General features: G+C 37.3%; 27 protein-coding genes, 1 tRNA gene and 3 rRNA genes. 23 read left to right on the forward strand and 8 right to left on the reverse strand.

The genetic code is table 11. The annotated features are described in order from the left end of the window. The 5 genes from A9G44_RS11555 to A9G44_RS11575 form a co-directional block, all read left to right on the forward strand. Nucleotides 1–687, forward strand: a 16S ribosomal RNA gene (locus A9G44_RS11555); the annotation flags it as partial. 54 nt (nucleotides 688–741) lie between these two features. Beyond that, nucleotides 742–817, forward strand: a tRNA-Glu gene (locus A9G44_RS11560). 258 nt (nucleotides 818–1,075) lie between these two features. Further along, nucleotides 1,076–3,975 (forward strand): 23S ribosomal RNA (locus A9G44_RS11565). 139 nt (nucleotides 3,976–4,114) lie between these two features. Further along, a 5S ribosomal RNA gene (gene rrf / locus A9G44_RS11570) occupies nucleotides 4,115–4,230 on the forward strand. 161 nt (nucleotides 4,231–4,391) lie between these two features. Beyond that, nucleotides 4,392–4,814 carry a hypothetical protein gene (locus tag A9G44_RS11575; RefSeq protein ID WP_081298334.1) on the forward strand — a complete coding sequence of 141 codons (423 nt, stop codon included), beginning with the start codon at nucleotides 4,392–4,394 and terminating at the stop codon, nucleotides 4,812–4,814. Between the two features lie 100 nt (nucleotides 4,815–4,914). On the opposite strand, the gene A9G44_RS11580 is transcribed toward A9G44_RS11575, so the two are convergent. From A9G44_RS11580 to metC, 4 genes are all read right to left on the reverse strand, one after another. After that, a complete protein-coding gene (locus A9G44_RS11580; RefSeq protein ID WP_065611168.1) occupies nucleotides 4,915–5,274 on the reverse strand; it encodes a hypothetical protein in 360 nt (119 codons plus the stop codon). A 203-nt stretch (nucleotides 5,275–5,477) separates the two neighbouring features. Then, nucleotides 5,478–5,837, reverse strand: a complete 360-nt coding sequence (locus tag A9G44_RS11585; protein WP_065611170.1) for a hypothetical protein — start codon at nucleotides 5,835–5,837, stop codon at nucleotides 5,478–5,480. A 391-nt stretch (nucleotides 5,838–6,228) separates the two neighbouring features. Further along, the gene (tilS, locus tag A9G44_RS11590; RefSeq protein WP_065611172.1) at nucleotides 6,229–7,548 is read right to left on the reverse strand and encodes a tRNA lysidine(34) synthetase TilS; all 1,320 of its coding nucleotides are present in this window, start codon (nucleotides 7,546–7,548) and stop codon (nucleotides 6,229–6,231) included. Between the two features lie 62 nt (nucleotides 7,549–7,610). Continuing rightward, nucleotides 7,611–8,792 (reverse strand): cystathionine beta-lyase, encoded by a 1,182-nt coding sequence (gene metC / locus A9G44_RS11595; RefSeq protein ID WP_065611175.1) that lies wholly within the window; start codon nucleotides 8,790–8,792, stop codon nucleotides 7,611–7,613. A gap of 120 nt (nucleotides 8,793–8,912) precedes the next feature. On the opposite strand from metC, the gene A9G44_RS11600 reads away from it, so the two are divergent. Then, the gene (locus A9G44_RS11600) at nucleotides 8,913–9,530 is read left to right on the forward strand and encodes a 4'-phosphopantetheinyl transferase family protein (RefSeq protein WP_065611177.1); all 618 of its coding nucleotides are present in this window, start codon (nucleotides 8,913–8,915) and stop codon (nucleotides 9,528–9,530) included. A 50-nt stretch (nucleotides 9,531–9,580) separates the two neighbouring features. Here the strand turns inward: A9G44_RS11600 and A9G44_RS11605 are convergent, their stop codons facing one another. Next, nucleotides 9,581–10,354: a tyrosine-protein phosphatase gene (locus A9G44_RS11605; RefSeq protein ID WP_065611179.1), complete on the reverse strand. Its 774-nt coding sequence runs from the start codon at nucleotides 10,352–10,354 to the stop codon at nucleotides 9,581–9,583. Between the two features lie 103 nt (nucleotides 10,355–10,457). Here A9G44_RS11605 and pepB point away from each other — a divergent pair, with 103 nt between their 5' ends. Then, complete coding sequence (gene pepB, locus A9G44_RS11610; RefSeq protein WP_065611181.1) at nucleotides 10,458–11,738, forward strand: aminopeptidase PepB; 1,281 nt, start codon at nucleotides 10,458–10,460, stop codon at nucleotides 11,736–11,738. Nucleotides 11,739–11,786: 48 nt separating this feature from the next. Here the strand turns inward: pepB and A9G44_RS11615 are convergent, their stop codons facing one another. Next, complete coding sequence (locus tag A9G44_RS11615) at nucleotides 11,787–12,353, reverse strand: peptidylprolyl isomerase (protein ID WP_034911191.1); 567 nt, start codon at nucleotides 12,351–12,353, stop codon at nucleotides 11,787–11,789. Nucleotides 12,354–12,667: 314 nt separating this feature from the next. Between A9G44_RS11615 and A9G44_RS11620 the strand changes: the two genes are divergently transcribed. The 3 genes from A9G44_RS11620 to robA all read left to right on the forward strand — a co-directional run bounded on the left by A9G44_RS11620 (nucleotide 12,668) and on the right by robA (nucleotide 15,022). Continuing rightward, nucleotides 12,668–13,318: a phosphoribosyltransferase family protein gene (locus tag A9G44_RS11620; RefSeq protein ID WP_051634191.1), complete on the forward strand. Its 651-nt coding sequence runs from the start codon at nucleotides 12,668–12,670 to the stop codon at nucleotides 13,316–13,318. Between the two features lie 114 nt (nucleotides 13,319–13,432). Further along, nucleotides 13,433–14,008 carry a Fe-S biogenesis protein NfuA gene (gene nfuA, locus A9G44_RS11625; RefSeq protein ID WP_034911203.1) on the forward strand — a complete coding sequence of 192 codons (576 nt, stop codon included), beginning with the start codon at nucleotides 13,433–13,435 and terminating at the stop codon, nucleotides 14,006–14,008. Between the two features lie 96 nt (nucleotides 14,009–14,104). Next, nucleotides 14,105–15,022 carry an MDR efflux pump AcrAB transcriptional activator RobA gene (robA, locus tag A9G44_RS11630; RefSeq protein ID WP_065611182.1) on the forward strand — a complete coding sequence of 306 codons (918 nt, stop codon included), beginning with the start codon at nucleotides 14,105–14,107 and terminating at the stop codon, nucleotides 15,020–15,022. A gap of 44 nt (nucleotides 15,023–15,066) precedes the next feature. On the opposite strand, the gene trpR is transcribed toward robA, so the two are convergent. Continuing rightward, complete coding sequence (trpR, locus tag A9G44_RS11635) at nucleotides 15,067–15,357, reverse strand: trp operon repressor (protein WP_065635370.1); 291 nt, start codon at nucleotides 15,355–15,357, stop codon at nucleotides 15,067–15,069. A gap of 11 nt (nucleotides 15,358–15,368) precedes the next feature. After that, entirely contained in the window at nucleotides 15,369–17,306 is a 1,938-nt protein-coding gene (sltY, locus tag A9G44_RS11640; RefSeq protein WP_065611186.1) for a murein transglycosylase, read from the reverse strand. A 162-nt stretch (nucleotides 17,307–17,468) separates the two neighbouring features. On the opposite strand from sltY, the gene iscR reads away from it, so the two are divergent. From iscR to rpsS, 13 genes are all read left to right on the forward strand, one after another. Beyond that, a complete protein-coding gene (gene iscR / locus A9G44_RS11645; RefSeq protein ID WP_065589729.1) occupies nucleotides 17,469–17,924 on the forward strand; it encodes a Fe-S cluster assembly transcriptional regulator IscR in 456 nt (151 codons plus the stop codon). A gap of 38 nt (nucleotides 17,925–17,962) precedes the next feature. Beyond that, on the forward strand, nucleotides 17,963–19,177 hold the full coding sequence (locus A9G44_RS11650) for an IscS subfamily cysteine desulfurase (RefSeq protein WP_065611188.1): 1,215 nt from the start codon (nucleotides 17,963–17,965) through the stop codon (nucleotides 19,175–19,177). A 15-nt stretch (nucleotides 19,178–19,192) separates the two neighbouring features. Next, the gene (gene iscU, locus A9G44_RS11655) at nucleotides 19,193–19,579 is read left to right on the forward strand and encodes a Fe-S cluster assembly scaffold IscU (RefSeq protein WP_034911174.1); all 387 of its coding nucleotides are present in this window, start codon (nucleotides 19,193–19,195) and stop codon (nucleotides 19,577–19,579) included. After that, nucleotides 19,579–19,902 (forward strand): iron-sulfur cluster assembly protein IscA, encoded by a 324-nt coding sequence (iscA, locus tag A9G44_RS11660; protein WP_065579537.1) that lies wholly within the window; start codon nucleotides 19,579–19,581, stop codon nucleotides 19,900–19,902. Before iscU ends, iscA begins: the two co-directional genes overlap by 1 nt. Nucleotides 19,903–19,917: 15 nt before the next feature. Further along, nucleotides 19,918–20,436 (forward strand): Fe-S protein assembly co-chaperone HscB, encoded by a 519-nt coding sequence (gene hscB, locus A9G44_RS11665; RefSeq protein WP_065611190.1) that lies wholly within the window; start codon nucleotides 19,918–19,920, stop codon nucleotides 20,434–20,436. A 36-nt stretch (nucleotides 20,437–20,472) separates the two neighbouring features. Further along, nucleotides 20,473–22,332 (forward strand): Fe-S protein assembly chaperone HscA, encoded by a 1,860-nt coding sequence (gene hscA / locus A9G44_RS11670; protein ID WP_065611192.1) that lies wholly within the window; start codon nucleotides 20,473–20,475, stop codon nucleotides 22,330–22,332. 14 nt (nucleotides 22,333–22,346) lie between these two features. Next, complete coding sequence (gene fdx / locus A9G44_RS11675; protein ID WP_065605936.1) at nucleotides 22,347–22,685, forward strand: ISC system 2Fe-2S type ferredoxin; 339 nt, start codon at nucleotides 22,347–22,349, stop codon at nucleotides 22,683–22,685. A 365-nt stretch (nucleotides 22,686–23,050) separates the two neighbouring features. Beyond that, nucleotides 23,051–23,362 (forward strand): 30S ribosomal protein S10, encoded by a 312-nt coding sequence (rpsJ, locus tag A9G44_RS11680; RefSeq protein ID WP_006120582.1) that lies wholly within the window; start codon nucleotides 23,051–23,053, stop codon nucleotides 23,360–23,362. 31 nt (nucleotides 23,363–23,393) lie between these two features. Next, a complete protein-coding gene (gene rplC, locus A9G44_RS11685; protein WP_034911162.1) occupies nucleotides 23,394–24,020 on the forward strand; it encodes a 50S ribosomal protein L3 in 627 nt (208 codons plus the stop codon). A gap of 16 nt (nucleotides 24,021–24,036) precedes the next feature. Further along, entirely contained in the window at nucleotides 24,037–24,639 is a 603-nt protein-coding gene (rplD, locus tag A9G44_RS11690; RefSeq protein ID WP_034911160.1) for a 50S ribosomal protein L4, read from the forward strand. After that, nucleotides 24,636–24,938 carry a 50S ribosomal protein L23 gene (rplW, locus tag A9G44_RS11695; protein WP_034885052.1) on the forward strand — a complete coding sequence of 101 codons (303 nt, stop codon included), beginning with the start codon at nucleotides 24,636–24,638 and terminating at the stop codon, nucleotides 24,936–24,938. The genes rplD and rplW overlap by 4 nt, the downstream gene beginning before the upstream one ends. An 18-nt stretch (nucleotides 24,939–24,956) precedes the next feature. Continuing rightward, nucleotides 24,957–25,781 carry a 50S ribosomal protein L2 gene (rplB, locus tag A9G44_RS11700; RefSeq protein WP_034911158.1) on the forward strand — a complete coding sequence of 275 codons (825 nt, stop codon included), beginning with the start codon at nucleotides 24,957–24,959 and terminating at the stop codon, nucleotides 25,779–25,781. Between the two features lie 19 nt (nucleotides 25,782–25,800). Next, nucleotides 25,801–26,079, forward strand: a complete 279-nt coding sequence (gene rpsS / locus A9G44_RS11705; protein ID WP_024496505.1) for a 30S ribosomal protein S19 — start codon at nucleotides 25,801–25,803, stop codon at nucleotides 26,077–26,079. Nucleotides 26,080–26,083 lie beyond the last annotated feature (4 nt).

Raw genomic sequence — 26,083 nt, forward strand, 5'->3', positions numbered from 1 at the left:
CCGAAGCTAACGCGATAAATCGACCGCCTGGGGAGTACGGCCGCAAGGTTAAAACTCAAATGAATTGACGGGGGCCCGCACAAGCGGTGGAGCATGTGGTTTAATTCGATGCAACGCGAAGAACCTTACCTGGTCTTGACATCCACAGAATCTTGTAGAGATACGAGAGTGCCTTCGGGAACTGTGAGACAGGTGCTGCATGGCTGTCGTCAGCTCGTGTTGTGAAATGTTGGGTTAAGTCCCGCAACGAGCGCAACCCTTATCCTTTGTTGCCATCGATTAGGTCGGGAACTCAAAGGAGACTGCCGTTGATAAAGCGGAGGAAGGTGGGGACGACGTCAAGTCATCATGGCCCTTACGACCAGGGCTACACACGTGCTACAATGGCGTATACAAAGGGAGGCGACCTCGCGAGAGTAAGCGGACCTCACAAAGTACGTCTAAGTCCGGATTGGAGTCTGCAACTCGACTCCATGAAGTCGGAATCGCTAGTAATCGTGAATCAGAATGTCACGGTGAATACGTTCCCGGGCCTTGTACACACCGCCCGTCACACCATGGGAGTGGGTTGCACCAGAAGTAGATAGCTTAACCTTCGGGAGGGCGTTTACCACGGTGTGATTCATGACTGGGGTGAAGTCGTAACAAGGTAACCGTAGGGGAACCTGCGGTTGGATCACCTCCTTACGAAGTGCTCGTAAGTGTTCACACAGATTGTTTGTTTAGAAGAGAAATAATTAAGTCCCCTTCGTCTAGAGGCCTAGGACATCGCCCTTTCACGGCGGTAACAGGGGTTCGAATCCCCTAGGGGACGCCATAAAATGTGATGAAATTATTTTTCTAAAAAAATTATGTTTGTATTTACTTGATTTAGTGGTTAAGTGAATAGAAAGATAAAGCTCTTTAACAATTAGGAACAAGCTGAAAGAAACGAGTTCTCGTTTTTACGAAAGGCTTTTAATTATAGGTTGAATTAAAGTTTATTGAACTTTGATTGAACAATCTATAAATAAAAAGAGAATAAGTAAGAAAGAGAAGAAAGCGTAATTTAAACCAAGACAACTGTGAGTTGTAAGGTTAAGAAATTAAGCGTACACGGTGGATGCCTAGGCAATCAGAGGCGAAGAAGGACGTGTTAATCTGCGAAAAGCGACGGTAAGCTGATAAAAAGCGTAATAGCCGTCGATGTCCGAATGGGGAAACCCAGTGTAGGAAACTACACTATCATCTAATGAATCCATAGTTAGATGAGGCGAACCGGGAGAACTGAAACATCTAAGTACCCCGAGGAAAAGAAATCAACCGAGATTCCCTGAGTAGCGGCGAGCGAAAGGGGAGGAGCCCAAGCGGGTAGCATAAGGTATTAGTGGAAGCGTCTGGAAAGTCGCACGATAGAGGGTGAAAGTCCCGTACACGAAGGTGCGTTATGTGGAAGCTTATAGAGTAGGGCGGGACACGTGATATCCTGTCTGAAGAAGGGGGGACCATCCTCCAAGGCTAAATACTCCTGATTGACCGATAGTGAACCAGTACCGTGAGGGAAAGGCGAAAAGAACCCCGGGAGGGGAGTGAAATAGACCCTGAAACCGTGTACGTACAATCAGTGGGAGCTGTTACCGTTAGGTAATAGTGACTGCGTACCTTTTGTATAATGGGTCAGCGACTTATATTCTGTAGCGAGGTTAACCGAATAGGGGAGCCGAAGGGAAACCGAGTATTAACTGTGCGTTAAGTTGCAGGGTATAGACCCGAAACCCGGTGATCTAGCCATGGGCAGGTTGAAGGTTGGTTAACACTAACTGGAGGACCGAACCGACTAATGTTGAAAAATTAGCGGATGACCTGTGGCTGGGGGTGAAAGGCCAATCAAACCGGGAGATAGCTGGTTCTCCCCGAAAGCTATTTAGGTAGCGCCTCATGAATGACTGTTGGGGGTAGAGCACTGTTTCGGCTAGGGGGCCATCCCGGCTTACCAACCCGATGCAAACTCCGAATACTGACAAGTTGAATCATGGGAGACACACGGCGGGTGCTAACGTTCGTCGTGAAGAGGGAAACAACCCAGACCGCCAGCTAAGGTCCCAAAGTCATAGTTAAGTGGGAAACGAAGTGGGAAGGCTTAGACAGCTAGGATGTTGGCTTAGAAGCAGCCATCATTTAAAGAAAGCGTAATAGCTCACTAGTCGAGTCGGCCTGCGCGGAAGATGTAACGGGGCTAAAACTATGCACCGAAGCTGCGGCAGTGCACGCAAGTGTATTGGGTAGGGGAGCGTTCTGTAAGCCGTAGAAGGTGTGTTGTGAGGCATGCTGGAGGTATCAGAAGTGCGAATGCTGACATAAGTAACGATAAAGCGGGTGAAAAGCCCGCTCGCCGGAAGACCAAGGGTTCCTGTCCAACGTTAATCGGGGCAGGGTGAGTCGACCCCTAAGGAGAGGCCGAAGGGCGTATCTGATGGGAAACGGGTTAATATTCCCGTACTGGCTATAACTGCGATGGGGTGACGAAGAAGGCTAGGTTTACCACCTATTGGATGGTGGGTTAAGCGTGTAGGGGTGTGATTAGGCAAATCCGGTCACTAAGACTCTGAGGCGTGATGACGAGCTGCTAAGGCAGTGAAGTAATTGATGCCCTGCTTCCAGGAAAATCCTCTAAGCTTCAGGTTATAGTTAATCGTACCCGAAACCGACACAGGTGGTCAGGTAGAGAATACTAAGGCGCTTGAGAGAACTCGGGTGAAGGAACTAGGCAAAATGGTGCCGTAACTTCGGGAGAAGGCACGCTGATGTGTAATTGAAATCCCATGCGGACGTAGGTGAAATCAGTCGAAGATACCAGCTGGCTGCAACTGTTTAATAAAAACACAGCACTGTGCAAACACGAAAGTGGACGTATACGGTGTGACGCCTGCCCGGTGCTGGAAGGTTAATTGATGGGGTTATGCTTATGCAGAAGCTCCTGATCGAAGCCCCAGTAAACGGCGGCCGTAACTATAACGGTCCTAAGGTAGCGAAATTCCTTGTCGGGTAAGTTCCGACCTGCACGAATGGCGTAATGATGGCCAGGCTGTCTCCACCCGAGACTCAGTGAAATTGAAATTGCCGTGAAGATGCGGTGTACCCGTGGCAAGACGGAAAGACCCCGTGAACCTTTACTATAGCTTGACAGTGAACATTGAGCCTTAATGTGTAGGATAGGTGGGAGGCAAAGAAGCATGCACGCCAGTGTGTGTGGAGTCGACCTTGAAATACCACCCTTTAATGTTTGATGTTCTAACCTATACTTCTGAATCGAGGTAAGGGACACTGTCTGGTGGGTAGTTTGACTGGGGCGGTCTCCTCCCAAAGAGTAACGGAGGAGCACGAAGGTTAGCTAATCCTGGTCGGACATCAGGAGGTTAGTGCAATGGCAAAAGCTAGCTTGACTGCGAGAGTGACGGCTCGAGCAGGTACGAAAGTAGGTCATAGTGATCCGGTGGTTCTGAATGGAAGGGCCATCGCTCAACGGATAAAAGGTACTCCGGGGATAACAGGCTGATACCGCCCAAGAGTTCATATCGACGGCGGTGTTTGGCACCTCGATGTCGGCTCATCACATCCTGGGGCTGAAGTAGGTCCCAAGGGTACGGCTGTTCGCCGTTTAAAGTGGTACGCGAGCTGGGTTTAGAACGTCGTGAGACAGTTCGGTCCCTATCTGCCATGGGCGTAGGAAAATTGAGAGGGTTTGCTTCTAGTACGAGAGGACCGAAGTGAACGCACCGCTGGTGTTCGGGTTGTGATGCCAATTGCATTGCCCGGTAGCTACGTGCGGAATAGATAAGTGCTGAAAGCATCTAAGCACGAAACTAGCCTCGAGATGAGTTTTCCCTGAAGAGATTCAGTAAGGTCCGTTTGAGACTAAGACGTAGATAGGTCAGGTGTGTAAGTGTAGTGATACATTGAGCTAACTGATACTAATGAACCGAGAGTCTTAACCTTACAACTCGGAGTTGTTTTGGGTTACGTGGTAAAGAGTTGATAAAAAGTTGAGAGAGCAGTTTGTTCCGGATTGATAGATAGGTATTGATATGAGATAATGGTAGAAGATATCAATACTAATTGAAAGAGACAGGATATGTCTGGCGGTAATAGCGCGGTGGTCCCACCTGACCCCATGCCGAACTCAGAAGTGAAACGCCGTAGTGCCGATGGTAGTGTGGGTATTACCCATGTGAGAGTAGGGTGCCGCCAGACTTTTAAATATAGAGAGCCCAGCAGTCATGCTGGGCTTTTTGCTTTCTAAACAAAACTTATTTGTAGTGTATTTCTAGTTTATTCGATGTTTATTATACGTTTCAACAATAGGTGTTCTCACTGATGGTATTGGTCGTAATTTATAAAGATAGGTTATGATAATGAATGAAGAATGGGAACCTATATTTCAAATAGAGTTAATGGATATTATTAACAGTCTAAATATCAAAAAGTTGCATGTTGGCTCATCTGATTCACTTATTTATGAAATTATGGGAGAGCCAGAATTAGCTGTCACAAGACTGAATAGAAAATCAAAAATATTTAGTCATCTATATGGCAATGTCAATATTCTCTCTGAAAATAACACGATAATAAGTATAAATATTGATATGCATGGTTTTAGAAAAAAAATGGTAGTTCTTGGTAGAATAAATAGCTGGAAACTTGATAATTGGTTAGAGTTATCAAAAATAAAAGATTGGCGTGTAAATAAATTTTGTGATGTGGTTCGACTTGAAGGAAAAGGAATAGTTATTTGTTTATTACCGAATGGAGAAGTAGGGATGATTTCTCTTTGTTGAATGGTTTTTAATCACTGATGTTGAGTAGTAATTTGCGAAAATACTGTAATGAATATTGGAGTTTGTCGAGGTAAATGTGTACATAGAGATCATGTGAAAATTATCGCTTGCTGAGTGGAGTAACTTCGACGGGAGACCAAATTGACTGTTTCCATTGTATGAAGTTATTAGTAAGAATTTCTTTTATGTAATTTTCAAATTTAGAATTAAAGTATTTATCAGATATTATTGTTATTTTAAGAGTATAATGTTCATCACATAATAACTCACTAAGCCTATCAATTTTGTCGATAACGGCAATACTAAAATTATCCAATTCCGCTCTGGCAATATAACGGCCTTTATCATCTTTACAGGATAATTTACATTTAAAAGCCAATTCTATCTTAGCCAGCATTTCTTCAAATGAATTATTACTATCAATTAATACAAAAGTTAACCATCTTTCATTTATTTTCATAACTCTATTATCCTAGAAAAATTTAATCCTGAAATATTAAAAAACAAATATTATTTACATAAAATGTAGAAATTGTTTACGTGTTATCCGCAGTAATTTGTAATGAATATGCATAAAAAACAAAATTAGCGTCTTATTATAAACAATAGATATGATGTTTATATCATAAAGAAGAAATAACTGCCACTGATTTGATTAAACGCTTATCGCTTGCTGAGTGGAGTAACGTCAAAAGGAGACCAAACTGACTGTTCCCATTGTATGAAGTTATTAGTAAGAATTTCTTTTATGTAATTTTCAAATTTAGAATTAAAGTATTTATCAGATATTATTGTTATTTTAAGAGTATAATGTTCATCACATAATAACTCACTAAGCCTATCAATTTTGTCGATAACAGCAATACTAAAATTATCCAATTCCGCTCTGGCAATATAACGACCTTTTTCATCTTTACAGGATAATTTACATTTAAATGCTAGTTCTATCTTAGTCAGCATTTCTTCAAATGAATTATTACTATCAATAAGTACAAAAGTTAACCATCTTTCATTTATTTTCATAACTCTATTATCCTAGAAAAATTTAATGCTAAAATATTAAAAAATAAATATTATTTACATAAAATTTAGAAATTGTTTACGTGTTATCCGCAGTAATTTGTAATGAATATGCATAAAAAACAAAATTAGCGTCTTATTATAAACAATAGATATGATGTTTATATCATAAAGAAGAAATAACTGCTACTGATTTGATTAAACGCTTTATGGTCAGTTATCCGACTATTTATAACTAGCCTAAGAAAGCCCGATTGAAGCTTTTTATTCCTTTAATCTGTAAGAATGAATGTTCTTAAACCATTATTTATAGCTAGTCAAAGTTGAAAAATCCATCAAAACTAAATTAAGTCAGCAAGCTAAACGCTATAACAAAACCTATTAGGGTATAAACTTATAGGTTATTCTTTACAAGAATAAAACCGATTTGTGTTCCTTTTCCTTGTTCGGTAACAAATGCGCCAACTGCGCAAATCAGTTGTTCGTTGTAGTAAATCAGAGGGATTCGAGTTCGCATCCATGGTGGAATATTATGCTCTTGCCATAGTTTTTTTATTGATCGTGAACCATGACGATTAACAATTTGAAATTTTCCTTGAGCATGGAATCGTACGGTGATTTTTTCATCTGCTTGTGGTAAGCGGCAACATAAATCAGTTTGATAATTAACTTGTAATTCGCCAACATTATCTGGAAGTGTTAATGGCAACGCTAAATCCCAGTTTAGGATTTGCTGTTCAATATCTTGATATAATGCTAACAAATAAAGTTGATTTTGATAACGGCGAACTTGTTGGTTATTAAAGATAAATTTCGGATTGGCATCTTCTTTTGCTAATGCAACGGTTTGCCAAATTAATGTTATTTGTTGGCGTGTTGGCATATTAATATGATTGTGTTTAAACCACATGCGTAAGATTGCATTTCGTTTATACTCGGAATAGTCCATTAATGGTGCAATAGCCAGTTGATTTTGTTCGGTGATAACTTGCTTAAACTCTACCAATAATAACTCATTAATTAACGTTTCTTGTTGTTGACATAATTCCGCACTGCGTGCAACCATTTGCGAAAAATGTGGCCAGCGTTGATTAAGAATTGGTAAGACTTTTAAGCGTAAAAAATTACGGTCGTAGTGATCATCTTGGTTGCTTTCATCTTCTATCCAATTGAGTTGATGTTTATTCGCATAGGTTTCAATTTGTGATCGTGATATTGTTAATAAAGGTCGAAGATGTTGTTGATTTTCCCTTGGCATTGCGGACAATCCCGCAGGTCCACTACCACGTTTCAATGCCAAGAAGAAAGTTTCACATTGATCATCAAGATGTTGAGCTGTACATAACGTTTCATCATCTTTTAGATGGTGATATATAGCTTGGTAACGTGCATTTCTAGCTTGCTCTTCAATATTACCCGCTATGGGATCAAGTCTGACTTTTTCAATAATTATTGGAACTTGCCATGTTTGGCATTGTTGCCTGCAATGCGTTGCCCAGTTGTCAGCATTGCTACTCAAACCATGATGAATATAGATCGCTCTTAGTTCTAAATTTGGTAACAATTGTTTTTTAAGCTTAACAAGCACATGCATTAATACCGTTGAGTCAACACCACCACTATATGCAACCAGTAGCGCTTTGTGGTGTTTTATATTATGAAAAACTGTTTGTTTTATTATTTCGTCACACGTGATTTGGTTTTGATTATTCATCTTCTACTTAATTATGCTAAACTAAACATTCGTAATGCATTGGCTTTATATAGATTCATTTTTTATAGCTTGATTCTGTCTAAACCAGTAACAAGATCGGCGATTAAATCATCGGGATCTTCAAGCCCTATATGAAGACGAATTAAAGTTCCTTTAAAATCAATACCAGATACAGGTCTAATTTTTGCTAGTTCTTCGGGTTGATTAGCTAAAATTAATGATTCAAAACCGCCCCATGAATAAGCCATTGAGAAATAAGTTAAGTTGTCAATAAAATCAGATAATTGCTCGTCAGTTAATCGATCTTTGAGTACAAAAGAAAATAATCCACTGGCACCTGAAAAATCTCGTTTAAAATATTCATGCCCCTTACAACTTTCTAATGCTGGGTGATTGACGGTAGCAACTTTAGGATGATGAGCTAACCATTTTGCTACTTTTATGCCATTTTCGTGGTGTTGCTTTAATCGTATTGCTAATGTTCGCAATCCTCGTGTGGCTATATAAGCGGTATCCGCATCGCACATTTGTCCCATTAAGTAAGAACGTTCGCGTAATTTTTCCCAACAGCGTTTGTTAGCAACAGCAGTGCCTATCATGGCATCAGAATGGCCGATTAGGTATTTAGTACCTGCTTGTATTGAGATATCAATATCATGATCTAATGCTTTGAATAATACGCCGGCGCTCCATGTATTATCGATCATAATAATAATTTCTGGATTGATGCTGCGAATTGCTTTAACCATTGAAGGAATATCATGAATTTCCATCGTAATTGAGCTTGGTGATTCTAAAAATACCACTTTGGTATTGGGTTTAATTTGATTTGTAATATTGTGACCCACTAATGGCGTAAAGTAATCTGTTTCAACACCAAAATTTTTTAAAATTTGCTGACAAAATTCTTGAGTAGGTTCGTAAGCAGCTTCAGACACTAATATATGATCGCCAGCTTGAACAAAAGCTAAAATAGCATTAGCGACGGCAGCTGCGCCACAAGGGTATAGATAGCAACCAGCTCCACCTTCGATTTCAACCATCGCATCTTGTAGCGCAAAATGAGTTAATGTACCACGGCGTCCATAAAATAATGCACCATTAGCACGGTTTTTGGTTGCTTCTTTTTTTGTTTCAATTGAATCAAAAACCAATGATGATGCACGTTGAATAACCGAATTAACAGCGCCTTGCGTATAACGCTTTTTACGTCCTGCATGAACTAATTTTGTTGGTAATGACATAATGATACACCCTTGCTACTAATTATTAAGGTTGATATTTTTATTAATTTTGATAACAGTTAGCATAGCATGCTGTTAGAATAGTAAAAAATAAATTTTATTAATATTTTCTTGCCAATTATGCTAATTGCTCAACTTGCTTGTCTTAAGGATGCTGACATTGATTTTTCACTGTTGCCTCAAACTCTTCTTGATGAAGCGAATAATTTAAGTGGCCAACGTAAAAAACAGTTTTTAGTTTGCCGATCAATTTTGGCTCATTTGCTTAAACAATACTGTGATATTTCGATGTTACCTGTTATTAAGGTTGGTGATAATGGTCGCCCCTCTTTTTTAGAGCCACACTTACCAGATTTTAATATTAGTCATAGCCAAGATTGGGTAGCAGTTGCGATTTCGTTAGAAGGTAAGGTTGGTTTAGATATCGAAGTAGCACGTCCACGAAAAAATTATTTGAAAGTAGCTAAAAATTTTTTTGCTGATGACGAATATCAATGGATGACTAAACAAGATGATACATTAAGAGCCTTTTGGCAACTATGGACATTAAAAGAGTCTGCATTAAAGCTTTATGCTAAAGGAGTTTGGCAAATAAAATCGGTTAACGTCGACTTAAAACAGCAGATGATTATGGCGCCTTTTGCACAAGAATTTTATTATCAATATCGTCAAGTGGGCGATGTTCACCTATCGGTGAATAGCAATCAACCGATCTCTAAATTAATTTTGTTGTCTTAATACAATGTTTTTCCGTTATCTATTATGGCGCAATGATGGCTTGTTATTTATTAAACTAGATAGATATCTTGAATTCTTTTTCTATTAGTCTCGTTTAATTGATATTCCTGTGATAACCAATTGTCAATTGTACCGTGACGTGTTTTAATTGCATTCAGTGCTGCAGTTAGATACTCTTTTTTGGCAGCAAAAATTAATTTGCGTTTTTCAAACTCATCAGGCGTCATTTTATGTTGGTATTGGCTTAATAGATTTTCACGATAATCTGACAATAGCTGTTCTGTTAGTAAATAATCTTGCATGACAGTTTCTTCACTAACACCCAAAGCAAACAATGTTAATGCAACGCCAACACCTGTACGATCTTTACCAACAGCACAATGTTGTACTAATGGTCTACCTTGTGAGTTTAGTAGGATTGAGGAAAGTTTTTGATATGCTGCGTTATTAAATGGTAGTAGCTGGTAAAGCTTAATCATAAAATCAAATGGAGCATTTTTTTTAAGTGTTTGGTGAGCATTACCTAAATCACTTGTTAAACTTGCGGTGATCGTATTGCTCAACGGATTAGCTGGTACATTAATATAATGAGCATTTTGCCATAATTTATCTGGATTTCGCTCAATTTCATCAGGATCGCGATAGTCTAAAACGTAGTGCAGATTTAGCTGATTAGCTAAAAAAAATTGCTCTTGTTGTGTAATAAGCGAGAATGCGCCTGATCGGTATAGTAGGCCCGATCGAATTTGACGTCCATCAATTGTTTTGATTCCACCTAAATCACGAAAATTAATCCCATTTTTTATCGGTACAACTGATGCCATAACCCGTCCTTATTTATTTTTAACTTTACTTGCTATATTAACATGTTTCTGATTAGAATTAACTCATTGTTATGTTGTTTATCAATTTTTTGAGGTTTTTACTATGTCAATGTTATCTGTTTTACTAACTGATAAACCTGCACCAAAACAGTGGGGAAAAGATGCATTACTGAGTTTTTCTAACGAGGCGATTACTATTCATTATAAACCGGAACATCGCTTAGGGGCGATTCAACGTGCAGGTCGCAAGTTAGATAACCAAGGAATAAATTCGGTTAAACTAAGTGGTGAAAATTGGGATCTCGAAGCTTGTTGGCATTTTTGGTTGGGCTATCGTAATGCCAAAAAAAGTACAAAAGTAACTTGGTCAGAACTCAACACCAAAGACAAACAAGAATTGAAACGTCGTATAGAAATTATTGATTGGTGTCGGGATATTATTAATGAACAAGCTGAAACATTAAGTCCTGTTGAGTTAGCCACACGAGCAGCTAAGTTAATTAGCACTTACTCATCTGCTGTGACTTACAACATCATTTCAGGTGAAGCTTTAAGAGAGCAAGGTTATATGGGCATTTATACGGTTGGAAAAGGTTCGGATCGGCCAGCGGCTTTGCTTGAACTAGATTATAACCCAACCCAAAATTCTAATTCACCGATAACGACATGTTTAGTTGGTAAAGGTATTACCTTTGATTCAGGAGGATATAGTTTAAAACCAAGTAATTTTATGGAGTCAATGCGCTCAGATATGGGGGGGGCTGCATTAGTAACAAGCGCATTAGCATTAGCCATTGCGCGCGGTTTAAATCAACGTATTAAACTTTATCTATGTTGTGCCGATAATTTAGTAAGTGGCAATGCGTTTAAATTAGGCGATATTATTCGTTACCGTAACGGTAGAACGGTTGAAGTTGATAACACTGATGCAGAAGGTCGACTAGTTTTGGCTGATGGTTTAATTTGTGCTGATAATGATCAACCTCATTATATTATTGATTGTGCAACACTGACTGGAGCGGCTAAGATTGCGGTAGGGAATGATTATCAGTCATTACTTTCGTTTGATGATAAATTTGCTAATCAATTGTTAGCTAGTAGCGATATTGAGCATGAAGCTTTTTGGCGATTACCATTAGCCGAGTTTCACCGTTCGCAATTCCCATCATCATTTGCTGATATAGCAAATTCAGGTATACCTAATACTGCTGGAGCAAGTATTGCTGCGGCTTTCTTATCGCATTTTATTAAAAATTATCAAAAAAATTGGCTACATATTGATTGTTCTGCAACATTCCGTAAAAGCGCCACAGCTTTATGGGCAACGGGGGCAACAGGTATTGGTGTGAGGACAATTGCTAATTTACTTAGTCAGCTTAAATAAAACAAAAAACCACTTTTAAAAAGTGGTTTTTGTTAACAAAGTGCAATTTTAATCATTTTTAATAACAATTGCTTTTTTGATATAAATAGGCTCAACTGGCACATTTTGATGTGGTCCCACGCGTTTAGTTGGGACACTAACAATTTTATCAACTATATCCATCCCTTTAGTTACTTTACCAAATACAGCATAACCATATTGTTCTGGAGATTTGTAATTAAGGAAATCATTGTTTACTACGTTGATAAAAAATTGACTGGTTGCGCTGTTTATTTCACTTGTTCTCGCCATTGCAATGGTGCCACGATCATTTTTTAAACCATTGTCTGCTTCATTTTTAATTGGTGAGTTATTCTCTTTAAATTTTAGTTGATCATCAGCGCCACCACCTTGAATCATAAATCCAGGAATTACACGGTGGAAAGTTAAATTTTCATAAAAACCACTATTAACATAATCAAGAAAGTTTTTAGTGGTAATTGGCGCATGTTCGCTGTCTAGTTCAATCTCAATATCGCCCATACTGGTTTGTAATAAGACTTGAGGAATAGCTGAGGCGACAGTTGAAAAAATTGTTAGCAGTAATGTTAAAATTAATAGTTTGATTTTTTTCATATAATAAAACCTCTTTCCGTTTGAATTGGCTGATTATACCGAATATTAAGCTAATTTAAATAACAATTATGCAAAATCGGATAATTTTTTGTGCTGTATATCGTATAACGATTTAATTATATTTAATTAAAAAATTGATTGGTCTATTTTATTGATGTTAACCTGATTTTAAACATTAATAAGATAAGGAGTTATAAAAAATGTTTTTTATAACTCCCTTTTTTATACTAACTGTTTTTATACTGAAACATAGTGTAACCTGAAACTTTTTTACAAAAAAACTGTTAAATTTTATGCGATGTATTTTGTGTGATATGCCTTTATTTCTATCTCATCATGGCATTTGTAGCCAATGTGTTCAAAATATACCTAAATTTAATAAAGTCTGCCATCAATGCTGTTTACCACATTCTTTATCGACTGATATATGTTATCGGTGTCGTGCAAAGAAACCTTATTGGGATGAACTTATTGCTGTTTCTGAGTATGTTAATCCTTTAAAAAAATTGATTCATCATCTAAAGTTCTACAACAAAATTGAATTGAGTACTGCATTGGCAAGATTGATGTTTTTGGCTTGGTATCAACGGCGAGAAATTGATGCGTTAATTAAGCCCGATTTGGTCACTTGTGTGCCATTGCATCATTTTCGTTATTGGTCTCGTGGTTTTAATCAAGCTGAGTTATTGGCAAAACCTATTGCAAGATGGTTAGATTGTGAATTTTATCCTTATTTACTATCTCGAACGTCAAATGTACAAGATCAAAAAAAACTATCTCTTACAGAGCGAATCGCTAATGTTGAAAAGCTTTTTATATGCCATCAAAATCTTTCACATAAATCGGTAATGCTTATTGATGATATCGTTACAACAGGTAATACGATTGATGCAATTAGTCAGCAACTAAAAAATTGTGGAGCAACGAGTGTTTATGTTGTTTGTTTATGCCGTACAGTATTGTAAAATCTTAAACAACCCCTATAATAACCAAGAAAGTTAGTCAACTATTATTAATATATTATAAATGATGTTAGGTTTGTTTATTACCTAATTACATTAAAGTGAGGGGTTATGTCTATTATCACTATTTCTGAATCAGCTCAACAGCACTTTAAAAAATTACTTGCTAATCAATCAGATGGAACACAAATTCGAGTATTTGTTATTAACCCTGGTACTCCAAGTGCGGAATGCGGTGTTTCGTATTGCCCTGCTGATACTATAGAAGATAGCGATATAGAAGAACAGTATGCTGATTTTTCAGTTTATATTGATGAAATTAGTGCGCCATTTTTAGAAGAAGCTGTCATTGATTATGTGACTGATGAATTAGGTTCGCAGTTAACATTAAAAGCACCAAATTCAAAAATGAAAAAAGTAGCTGATGATGCACCTCTTATTGAGCGTGTTAATTACGCAATTCAAGCACAGGTCAATCCGCAATTAGCTAGCCATGGTGGGCATGTTAGTTTAGTGGAGTTAACCGAAGATAATTATGTTGTTTTACAATTTGGTGGGGGGTGTAATGGTTGTTCAATGGTCGATTATACTTTGAAAGAAGGTATTGAGAAACAATTAATGGCAGAGTTTCCTGAACTCGCTGGTGTAAAAGATATTACTGAACACCAAGCTGGAGCTCATTCTTTTTGCTAATAATGGCAGAAAATAATTTTTATTTAAATCTTGCTTATTGCTAGGATTGAGTCATAATCGGATAACGTTTGCCATTTGACATTCTGATGGGGTTTTATGAATCAAGTTAGTATTATTTCAGATCTTATCGTTTGGATTGAAAAAAATTTGGAACAACCATTATCTATTGATCATGTTGCACAAAAATCAGGTTATTCAAAGTGGCATTTACAACGTATGTTTAAAGAGGTAACTGGTCAAGTTCTTGGTACTTATATTCGACATCGTCGTTTAACTTATGCTGCGCTTGCTTTACGCATGACAAGTAAGCCTATTTTAGATATTGCGATGCAATATCGTTTTGATTCTCAACAAACATTTACTCGTTCTTTTAAAAAACAATTCAATGAAACCCCAGCAAGTTACCGACGAGGAGATATTTGGGATCCTACAGGATTAACTCCTGCTATTGAGCTTAATAAAAACCGGTTTTCATTGCCTGAGCCAAAATTTGTTAATATGCCTCAAAAAACGTTTTGGGGTATCACCTTTAAAAATAATTGCAATTTGAGTCAATTATTAGATGAAGAAAATAAACTAAGATCACAATTTTTTCATAATTATATATCTCGCTGTGGCAATACATGTGAAAACTTGCCAGATAAAATTTATGCTTTTAGCCGTATATTGAAAAGCAAAGATAATGCTAATGAACAAGAGCTTTTTTATACAATTGCTTTAGATCAGAATAATAATTTAGAGCATATTGAGCAGATAGTTAATGAAGGAGGATTGTATCTTTGCTTTAGATATATTGGTTCTCCTGATGAGTTTGGCGATTTTATTTCACAAGTGCATTTAGCTGCTATGCCAGCATTAAAAGTACGTTTACGTTGCTCTAGTTGTGTAATTGAGATTCATCATAATCTTCGCGATGATTCTGTTGAATCGTTTAAGGATATTAAGCATATGGAGTGTGATTATTGTGTGCCAGTTGTTGCTGATAGTGAAGTCAATATCCAATCAAGTTTATAGTTATAATATGATATAAAAATCTGCTATTAGATATTGACTGAATTTTAGTTATCTGAGTTTAATAAAATCTTTTCTAACCACTTTTTAAATTCTGGAGTTGCTTCTTTTAGGCTATTAGAGCCTCTTGTTACAGTTGCAATACCAATTTTTAGTTGCTCTTTAAGTTGGCGTTGATTGATTGAACCATCAAGTAATGAATGTACGATTTTTACTCGAGTAATTAAAGCATCTCGCTCATCGGCAGTCATTAGTAATTTTAAAATATCTAGTGAATAACCATCGTTAAATGCTTGGTGTAATAATTCAACTGTTTGTTGCCATTCGTTAGTTTTCATTATAATCACCATTAATATTGTTTATTAAATTCATTTGAACTAAGAAAATTGACATCTTTTTGCCCTAAGATTACTTGATAAATATAATCATATACCAATACGTTTTTGACGTAATTACGTGTTTCAGTAAATGGTATACTCTCAATAAATGCTACTGCATCAAGTTTCCCGTTACTTTTTTTTAGCCAGCGCTTAACATTATTTGGGCCAGCATTGTAAGCGGCTGAAGATAATATACGATTTTTATCATTTTGTAGATAAGCAGTGTTTAAATAGCTAGTGCCTAACTGTATATTTGTTTGAGGATCAAACAATTGTGCAGATGAAATATAAGTTACTGAATTAACTTTTTTAGCTGTTTCTTTAGCTGTGGCTGGCATTAATTGCATTAATCCACTGGCGCCGACAGGTGATTTGACAGTAGTATCAAGTGCACTTTCTTGGCGAGAAATAGCTAAAGCATAAGATAAACCAATAGCTTTATCTTTTAATGCATTGTTATATAAATCTTTGTACATAATAGGCAAACGTTCTGTCCAGTTATCCCAGAGTTTGCCAGCAATGGTTGCTTGAATGCTAAGATCACCCCACCCTTTTTGTAAGGCATATTGAGATAATGCTAAATATTCATTCTTATTTTTTTGATTAGTTAACATATATCGCCATTCGTAGCTTGATTCTGAAAGCATTCCTAAATAACGTAATTCGTTAATTCTTTTTACATAGGGTTGATTGTCGTATTTGCTTTTTAAGGTTGATATTTCTGATTGTGTAATCTTTGGTGATTGGTTATTGATCGAATAAGGTTGATTAAGAGTTTGTGCACTTATCATGCCATAAAACCCACGTTTGGTTGTGAGTGTTTGCAAAATTTTGTTAGCTTCACTTTTTTTATTATTATTTAATAAAACTCTAGCTTGCCAATATTGCCAGTCTTCTTTTAATTGATCTTCTGGTGATAGTTGTGCTATCCAATAACCGATGTCTGTGAAGTTATAGCTATCGATTGCAAGGCGGATACGTTTTTCAACTAATGTTGTATCGTGATATTTTGCAATATAGCTATCACGCCATTTAATTTGTTCATCTGTTGCAGAATTTTTAAAGTAGCTGTTAGCTAAACTCTTTTGTAATGCTACCTGCTCTGCTTTACTTAAAGTTTGCTGTTTAACTAATTTTGGTAATAATGCTGCAGCTAAATTCATATCAGCTTTTACTAAGCGAGGAAATGATGATAAGACAACTTTTTTAGTGAAAGAGCTAGCTTTAATATTGTTTGAAAAATCTTCTAATTTTTTAGGATTATTAAGAACAGCTAGTAAATTGATTTTTGTTGTTTTGTAGTTGTCATCAAGTAAATTAGCTAGGTGTTTGGCTAATTTTAAATTATTTGCATCAATAGCAAGTTCGATACGTAATAGTATTAAATTAGCTGTCCGTTTACCTGCTTGAGCCCAAGCGTCAAGTAATGGATCGCATGCAGAAGGAAGTTCTTTGCCTGTCATCCAAAGAGATTCAACAGAGCTAAAAGCAACCTCCTTATTTCCTTGTTGTAGTAATGCATATTGATAACGACAATTAGAAAGTGTGGAGTTATCTTTTGGGAACGAAACGATTGAATTCCAATCTTGACGATTGCTTAATTCGCTTAAATAAGATTGTGTTAATGAAGCTGTTAGCGGAAAATCATTATATTGATTAATAAAATCGCTTACCATTTGTGGTGAAACGATTTTAATATTACTCTGAAAAAACTGTACAGCAGCATAAGGATATAATGGATAATCTTTTATGGTAGAGAGTAATGTTCGCTGTTCTTCAAAGTTAAGTGATTGATAGGAGTTAAGCCATTTTTGATAATTTTCTCGACCTTTTTGAGAACTATCTGCATAAATGTTACCTGTGAACAATAGGTTAATTATCAAAAAATAACGTAATACTAATTTCATCCTTTAACTCCTATGTTAATTTAGTTTATTAGATTAGCATATTAAGCTATGATTCGTCGATAATGAACTGCGGTTTAATTCCTACTAAAACACTCAACTAAATACTTGACTAAACCGAAAGGATATATACAATATGCATACTTACATATAAAGGAATGCTCAATGAAACTGACATCAAAAGGGCGATACGCGGTGACGGCAATGCTTGATGTTGCTTTACATGCAGATTCAGGACCGGTATCACTAGCTGATATTTCAGAACGTCAAGAAATTTCACTTTCTTATCTTGAACAATTGTTTGCTCGGTTACGAAAAAATGGTTTGGTGCGCAGTGTTAGAGGCCCAGGTGGCGGTTATATACTGAGTCGTTCTATGGATCAAATTGCTATTAGTTCAATTGTTAAAGCTGTCGATGAAACAGTGCATGCGACAAAATGTCACGGGCAAGATGGATGTCAAGGTGGTGTTAGATGTTTAACCCATACACTGTGGAATGATTTAAGTGAACGAATTGAGGACTTTTTAACTAGCATTACATTGAGTGAATTGGTCAATAATAAAGAAGTTAAAGCTGTTGCTAGCCGACAAAGTAATATACAACACGTTCAAATTAATTAATAAAAATAGAATACAGAATTTTTCATTGGGAGTAATTAATGAAACTACCTATTTATATGGATTATGCAGCGACAACGCCTGTAGATCCTAGAGTTGCTGAAAAAATGATGCAGTATTTAACGCCAGACGGTATATTTGGTAATCCAGCATCTCGTTCCCATAAATTTGGCTGGCAAGCTGAAGAAGCCGTTGATATTGCCCGTAATCAAATTGCCGATCTTATTGGTGCTGATTCACGCGAAATTGTCTTTACGTCAGGGGCAACTGAAGCTGATAATTTAGCAATTAAAGGTGCCGCTCATTTTAATCAAGCCAAAGGTAAGCACATTATTACTTGTAAAACTGAGCACAAGGCTGTGCTTGATACTTGCCGCCAGCTTGAGCGAGAAGGTTATGAAGTAACTTATTTAACGCCAGAATCCGATGGGATCCTTGATCTTGATAAACTTGCAACGGCTATGCGTAGTGATACAACCGTTGTATCAATTATGCATGTCAACAATGAAACGGGTGTAATACAAGACATCGAAAAAATTGGTGAGATGTGCCGTGAAAGAGGCATTGTTTTTCATGTTGATGCAACCCAGTCTGTTGGTAAATTACCAATTGATGTAGCTAACTTAAAAGTTGATTTAATGTCATTTTCTGGTCATAAAATTTATGGGCCAAAAGGTATTGGTGGGCTTTATGTAAGGCGTAAACCGCGTGTTCGTATTGAAGCTCAAATGCATGGCGGTGGTCATGAACGAGGTATGCGCTCTGGTACTTTACCTGTGCATCAAATTGTGGGTATGGGGGAAGCGTATCATATAGCTAAACAAGAGATGGCTACTGAAATGCCTCGTTTATTATCCTTAAAAAATCGTTTATGGGATGGTTTAAAAGACATTGAAGAGGTTTATTTAAATGGCTCTTTAGAACACAGTGTGCCAAATATCTTAAATGTGAGTTTTGCTTACATTGAAGGTGAATCGTTGATGATGGCTTTAAAAGATTTAGCTGTTTCATCTGGTTCTGCATGCACATCTGCGAGTTTAGAGCCGTCTTATGTATTACGAGCATTAGGGCTTAATGATGAGCTCGCTCATAGTTCAATTCGATTTTCTATTGGTCGTTTTACCACAGAAGAAGAAATTGATTATGTCATTAAATTAATCAGAGAATCTATTGGGAAATTAAGGGATTTATCGCCTCTTTGGGAAATGTTTAAAGATGGCGTTGATTTAACAAAGATTAAATGGTCAGCACATTAAAATTGGGAGTAAATTATGGCATATAGTGAAAAAGTCGTTGATCATTATGAAAACCCACGTAATGTTGGTTCGTTTGATCAAAATGATCCTAATGTTGGTAGTGGTATGGTTGGCGCACCAGCGTGTGGTGATGTGATGCGTCTACAAATCAAAGTGAATGACAACGGTATTATTGAAGATGCTAAGTTTAAAACTTATGGTTGTGGTAGTGCAATTGCATCAAGTTCTTTGGTTACAGAATGGATAAAAGGTAAATCATTAGACGAAGCAGAAGCTATCAAAAATACGGATATTGCTAAAGAACTTGCTTTACCTCCGGTCAAAATTCACTGTTCAATTTTAGCGGAAGATGCAATTAAAGCTGCTATTGATGACTATAAAACCAAAAAAGGACAACGTTAATGGCAATCACATTGACTAATAGCGCAGCTGATCGTGTTCAAGCCTTTTTGGCTAATCGCGGAAAGGGGATTGGGTTACGATTGGGTGTTAAAACATCGGGTTGTTCTGGTATGGCTTATGTTTTAGAGTTTGCCGATGTGATTAATGATGATGATAGTGTCTTTGAAGATAAACATGTCAAAGTTATCGTGGATAAAAAAAGCTTAGTTTATATTGATGGAACTGAACTTGATTTTGTTAAAGAAGGATTAAATGAAGGTTTCAAGTTTAATAATCCTAATACGAAGCACGAATGTGGTTGTGGCGAAAGCTTTAATGTGTAATCGGACACAATAATTATGGTTAATTACTTCGAGCTATTTAGTTTGCCAGTTCAATTGCCAGTGGATATCGCTCAACTAACAACTCATTATCAGCAATTGCAAAAGCAATATCACCCAGATAATTTTGCTGTTGTAAACGATATTGATAAAGTGGCAATTGTTCAAAAGTCAGCAATCATTAATGATGGTTATCATACGTTAAAAAATCCAATTAAAGCCGCTGAGTATTTTTTATCTCTACAAGGTTTTGACGTAGCAACTGAACAAAGTATTATTCATGATACTAATTTTTTAATGGAGCAATTTGTTTTACGTGAAAGACTTGATGATATCGAACATAAAGATAATTTTGAATTATTAGATGATTTTTATGCTGAGATTGTTGCTCGTCAAAAGATAGTCTATAACGAATTATTACAATTTATTACTAATCAAGATTGGTCAAAAGCACTTAATCAGATCTATAAAATTCGCTATCTTGCCAGATTGATTGAACAAATCGAAAAGTTACAAGAAAAGCAATTTGATTTATAATTTAAGATAAGTAACGTATCGATAGAGATAGATTAAATGGCATTATTACAGATCAGCGAACCAGGACAAACTCCACTACCACATCAGCGCCGCCTTGCTGTAGGAATTGATCTTGGTACAACTAATTCATTAGTAGCAACGGTACGAAGTGGACAAGCAGAGGTATTGCCTGATTTAGAAGGTAATCCGCTATTGCCATCCGTTGTGCATTATGGCATCGATCATGATGATAACTTTGTTATCACGATTGGAAAAAATGCCAAAGATAATGCTGTGAATGATCCGCAAAATACAGTTAGCTCTATTAAGCGATTAATGGGGCGAAGTTTATCTGATATAGATTTATCACAATTTCCTTATACTTTTTCACAAACTGAAAATGGTGTTCCTTTATTAAATTTACCTAATGAACAAGTAAATCCAATACAAGTTTCATCAGAAATTTTGACAGCGTTAGCTGAGCGAGCAAAAGAGAGCTTACAAGGTGAAATTGATGGTGTGGTTATTACTGTGCCAGCTTATTTTGATGATGCACAGCGGCAAGCAACAAAAGATGCTGCCAAATTAGCTGGTTTGCATGTATTGCGCCTACTTAATGAACCTACAGCCGCTGCGATTGCGTACGGTTTAGATTCAGGGAAGGAAGGTATAATCGCTGTTTATGATTTAGGTGGTGGTACTTTTGATATTTCTATTTTACGCTTAAATAAAGGTGTTTTTGAGGTTCTAGCCACTAGTGGTGACTCAGCTCTTGGTGGTGATGATTTTGATCGGCTACTTGCTGACTATATAAAAGAGAAATTAGGATTAACTAATAATATAGATCCTTATATTAATCAAAAAATCAGTAGCCAAGCTACCGAAATAAAGATTTTATTAAGTGAGCAAGATTTAGCTGTATTTTCTCTGGATAATCAATCTTTGACTATTACTCGCCAGCAATTTCAACAATTAATTGAGCCATTGGTTAAACGCACTTTAGCTGTTTGTCGCCGTGCATTGAAAGATGCCGAGATTAATGTGGATGAAGTAGTTGAAGTTGTTATGGTTGGCGGCTCTACTCGTGTGCCATTAGTGCGAGAATTAGTAGGGAATTATTTTAAAACTAATCCCTTGATATCTATCGATCCTGATAAAGTAGTTGCTATTGGTGCAGCTATTCAGGCCGATATTTTGGTTGGCAATAAACCCGATTCAGATATGTTATTGCTTGATGTGATTCCATTGTCGTTAGGTATTGAGATCATGGGTGAATTGGTCGAAAAAATTATTCCACGTAATAGTACAATTCCGTGTGCAAGAGCTCAAGAGTTTACAACTTTTAAAGATGGTCAAACTGCGATGATGGTTCATGTTTTACAAGGAGAACGTGAAAGTGTTGCTGATTGTCGATCTTTGGCTCGTTTTACTCTGCAAGGTATTCCAGCAATGCCTGCCGGTGGTGCGCACATTAGGGTGACTTTTCAAGTTGATGCTGATGGTTTATTAAGTGTAACAGCAATGGAAAAATCAACGGGTATTGAAGCTGCTATCCAAGTAAAACCTTCATATGGACTGACTGATAATGAAATTGCCGATATGATTCAAGATTCAATCAGTTACGCACAGCAAGATAAACAGATTCGAATACTTGCTGAACAAAAAGTTGAGGCAGCTAGAGTGCTTGAAAGCTTGCAAAGTGCTTTAGATAAAGATGCTGACTTATTAGATGAAAGTGAACTAAACCATATTTTAATTGCTAAGCATCAATTACAAGCTGTAAGTGAGTCAAATGACAGTTATGCAATTGAAAAACAAATTAAAATTGTTGATAAAGTAACACAAAATTTTGCAGCTAAGCGGATGGATAGGTCAATTCGACATGCGTTAACTGGCCATAACGTTGATGATATTTAACTAACGAGATTATTATGCCAAAAATTACTTTTTTACCGAATGCGGAGCTTTGTCCAGATGGAAAAACTGTCGATGCCCAAGAAGGCGAATCCATTTTAGAAGTGGCATTGCGCAATGATATTGAAATCGAGCATGCTTGTGAAATGTCATGTGCTTGTTCAACATGCCACTGTATTGTGCGTAAGGGATTTGATTCGCTTGAAGCAAGCGATGAACAAGAAGATGATATGTTAGATAAAGCCTGGGGAGTTGAACCGCATAGTCGTTTAAGCTGTCAAGCTCGTGTCACGAATGAAGATTTAGAGGTCGAAATCCCAAGATATAGCCTTAATCATGCTAAAGAAGATCATTAGTAAGTTATCATAATGATTATCCATTATGGGTTAATATAAAAATAATATTAAATCTGGTTATTTGATTGAAATTTGGTAATTGTAAATTAATAACCAGAAAAAGCTTCTCATCTTTAAACCCAAATATCTGTATTTATTTCTTGCCGTTAGTTAACTAACAGAGTATAATCGCCCCACTTTGTTTATTGCCTTTATGTAAACAAATGAGAAAAAGATATAATTGTTATAAAAAATAGCTAATTATATCAACAATACTCCCGATTTGGGGGTTACGAAAAAGAACGGATTACACTCTCCTGTCAATCGAAACAGGGTAAGAGGAGTAGTCTTTTGTTATAACTTTTAAATAATGGAGCTCTGGTCTCATGTCGAACCAAAGAATCCGTATCCGGTTAAAAGCGTTTGATCATCGTTTGATTGATCAATCAACTGCTGAAATTGTAGAAACTGCGAAGCGCACAGGTGCGCAAGTTCGTGGTCCTATTCCATTACCGACACGCAAAGAGCGTTTCACTGTATTGATTTCCCCACACGTTAATAAAGATGCGCGTGATCAGTACGAGATTCGCACTCATAAACGTCTAGTTGATATTGTTGAGCCAACTGAAAAAACAGTTGATGCTTTAATGCGTCTAGACCTTGCTGCCGGTGTTGATGTGCAGATCAGTTTAGGTTAGTCCTAAGCTGAATGATTGAGAGGTCGAAACAATGATTGGTTTAATCGGTCGTAAAGTAGGAATGACGCGTATCTTCACTGAAGATGGTGTTTCTATTCCTGTCACCGTAGTTGAAGTTCAAAGCAACCGCATTACTCAAGTTAAAACACTTGAGAATGATGGTTATCAAGCTATTCAGGTTACTACTGGCAGCAAAAAAGCAAGCCGTGTAAACAAACCTGAAGCAGGTCATTTCGCTAAGGCTGGCGTTGAAGCTGGTCGTGGTCTATGGGAATTCCGTTTTGAAGAAGGTGAATTTTCTGTAGGTCAAAGTATTAACGTTGATATCTTCGCTGACGTTAAGAAAGTTGATGTTACTGGGACATCTAAAGGTAAAGGTTTTGCTGGCGTTACTAAACGTTGGAATTTCCGTACTCAAGATGCTACTCATGGTAACTCTTTGGCACACCGTGGTCATGGTTCTATTGGTCAAAACCAAACTCCAGGTAAAGTGTTTAAAGGTCGTAAAATGGCAGGTCACCTAGGTAATGAACGTGTAACTGTTCAAAACTTAGATATTGTACGTGTTGATGCTGAACGTAATCTTTTATTAATTAAGGGTGCAGTTCCTGGCGCAATCAATAGTGACGTAATTGTTAAACCGGCAATCAAGGCTTAACGTCGAGGAGATAGAGATGGAATTAGTAGTAAAAGACGCGAAAGCGCTTTCTGTTTCCGAAACTACCTTCGGACGTGAGTTTAATGAAGCGTTAGTTCATCAAGTAGTTGTTGCTTATGCATCTGCTGCTCGTCAAGGTTCTCGCGCACAAAAAACTCGTGCAGAAATCGCTGGTTCAGGTAAAAAACCATGGCGTCAAAAAGGTACCGGTCGTGCTCGTTCAGGTTCAATTAAGAGCCCAATCTGGCGTAGTGGTGGTGTAACATTTGCAGCAAAACCACAAGATCATAGCCAAAAAGTTAACCGTAAAATGTATCGTGGTGCATTAAAGAGTATTTTCTCTGAATTAGTGCGTCAAGAACGTTTAGTTGTGGTTGAAACATTTACTGTTGAAGCACCTAAGACTAAATTATTAACTCAGAAATTAAACGATATGAATCTTAATGATGTTCTTATTATCGCTTCTGAAGTTGATGAAAATCTTTTCTTAGCAGCACGTAACTTGCATAAAGTTGATGTGCGTGATGTGGCAGGTATTGATCCAGTTAGTTTGATTGCATTTGACAAAGTGGTTATCACAGTTGATGCCGTTAAACAAGTAGAGGAGATGTTAGCATGATTCGTGAAGAGCGTCTGCTTAAAGTCCTGCGAGCACCACATGTTTCTGAGAAAGCATCTATTTCAATGGAAAAAACAAATACATTAGTATTGAAAGTTGCTAAAGATGCTACTAAGAGAGAGATTAAAGCCGCAGTTGAACAGCTATTTGAAGTTAAAGTAGATGACGTTAATACACTTGTTGTGAAAGGTAAAGTTAAACGTCGTGGTCAACAAATTGGTCGCCGTAGCGACTGGAAAAAAGCTTACGTTACTTTAGCAGAAGGTCAAAATTTAGACCTTGCTGGCGTCGCTGAGTAATTCGGAGGAGTAAGAACAATGGCAGTTGTTAAGTGTAAACCTACATCTCCGGGTCGTCGCCACGTTGTTAAAGTGGTTAACCCAGAGTTGCATAAAGGTAAACCTTATGCACCGTTGCTTGATTCAAAAAGCAAAACTGGTGGTCGCAATAATAATGGTCGTATCACTACCCGTCACATTGGTGGTGGTCATAAACAACATTATCGTATTGTTGACTTTAAGCGTAATAAAGATGGTATTCCAGCAGTTGTTGAACGTTTGGAATATGATCCAAACCGTAGTGCAAATATTGCATTGGTTTTATATAAAGACGGTGAACGCCGTTATATTTTAGCGCCTAAAGGCTTAAAAGCAGGTGATCAGATCCAATCTGGTGTTGATGCAGCAATTAAAACAGGTAACTGTTTACCAATGCGCAATATCCCAGTCGGTTCTACTGTGCATAATATTGAAATGAAACCAGGTAAAGGCGGACAAATTGCTCGCTCTGCTGGTAGTTATGTTCAAATCGTTGCGCGTGATGGTGCTTATGTAACATTACGTCTACGTTCAGGTGAAATGCGTAAAGTATTATCTGATTGTCGTGCCACTATTGGTGAAGTTGGTAATTCAGAGCATATGCTTCGCGTATTAGGTAAAGCGGGTGCAACGCGTTGGCGTGGTGTTCGTCCTACTGTTCGTGGTACAGCAATGAACCCGGTAGACCATCCACATGGTGGTGGTGAAGGTCGTAACTTTGGTAAACATCCTGTGTCTCCATGGGGTCAAAAAGCCAAAGGATTGAAAACGCGTAGCAACAAACGTACTGATAAGTATATTGTTCGCCGTCGCAATAAGAAATAATTAATATAGAGGATTAGCTATGCCACGTTCTCTCAAGAAGGGTCCTTTTATTGACCTACACTTGCTGAAGAAGGTAGAGAAAGCGGTGGAAAGCGGGGACAAGAAACCAATTCGTACTTGGTCCCGTCGTTCAACGATCTTTCCTAACATGATCGGTTTGACCATCGCTGTCCATAATGGTCGTCAGCACGTTCCAGTTTATGTTTCCGACGAAATGGTTGGTCATAAATTGGGTGAATTCGCGCCGACTCGTACTTATCGCGGCCACGCGGCTGATAAGAAAGCTAAGAAGAAATAAGTAG

It is taken from the genome of Gilliamella sp. Occ4-3 (assembly GCF_001690675.1).
Lineage (GTDB): Bacteria > Pseudomonadota > Gammaproteobacteria > Enterobacterales > Orbaceae > Gilliamella > Gilliamella bombi.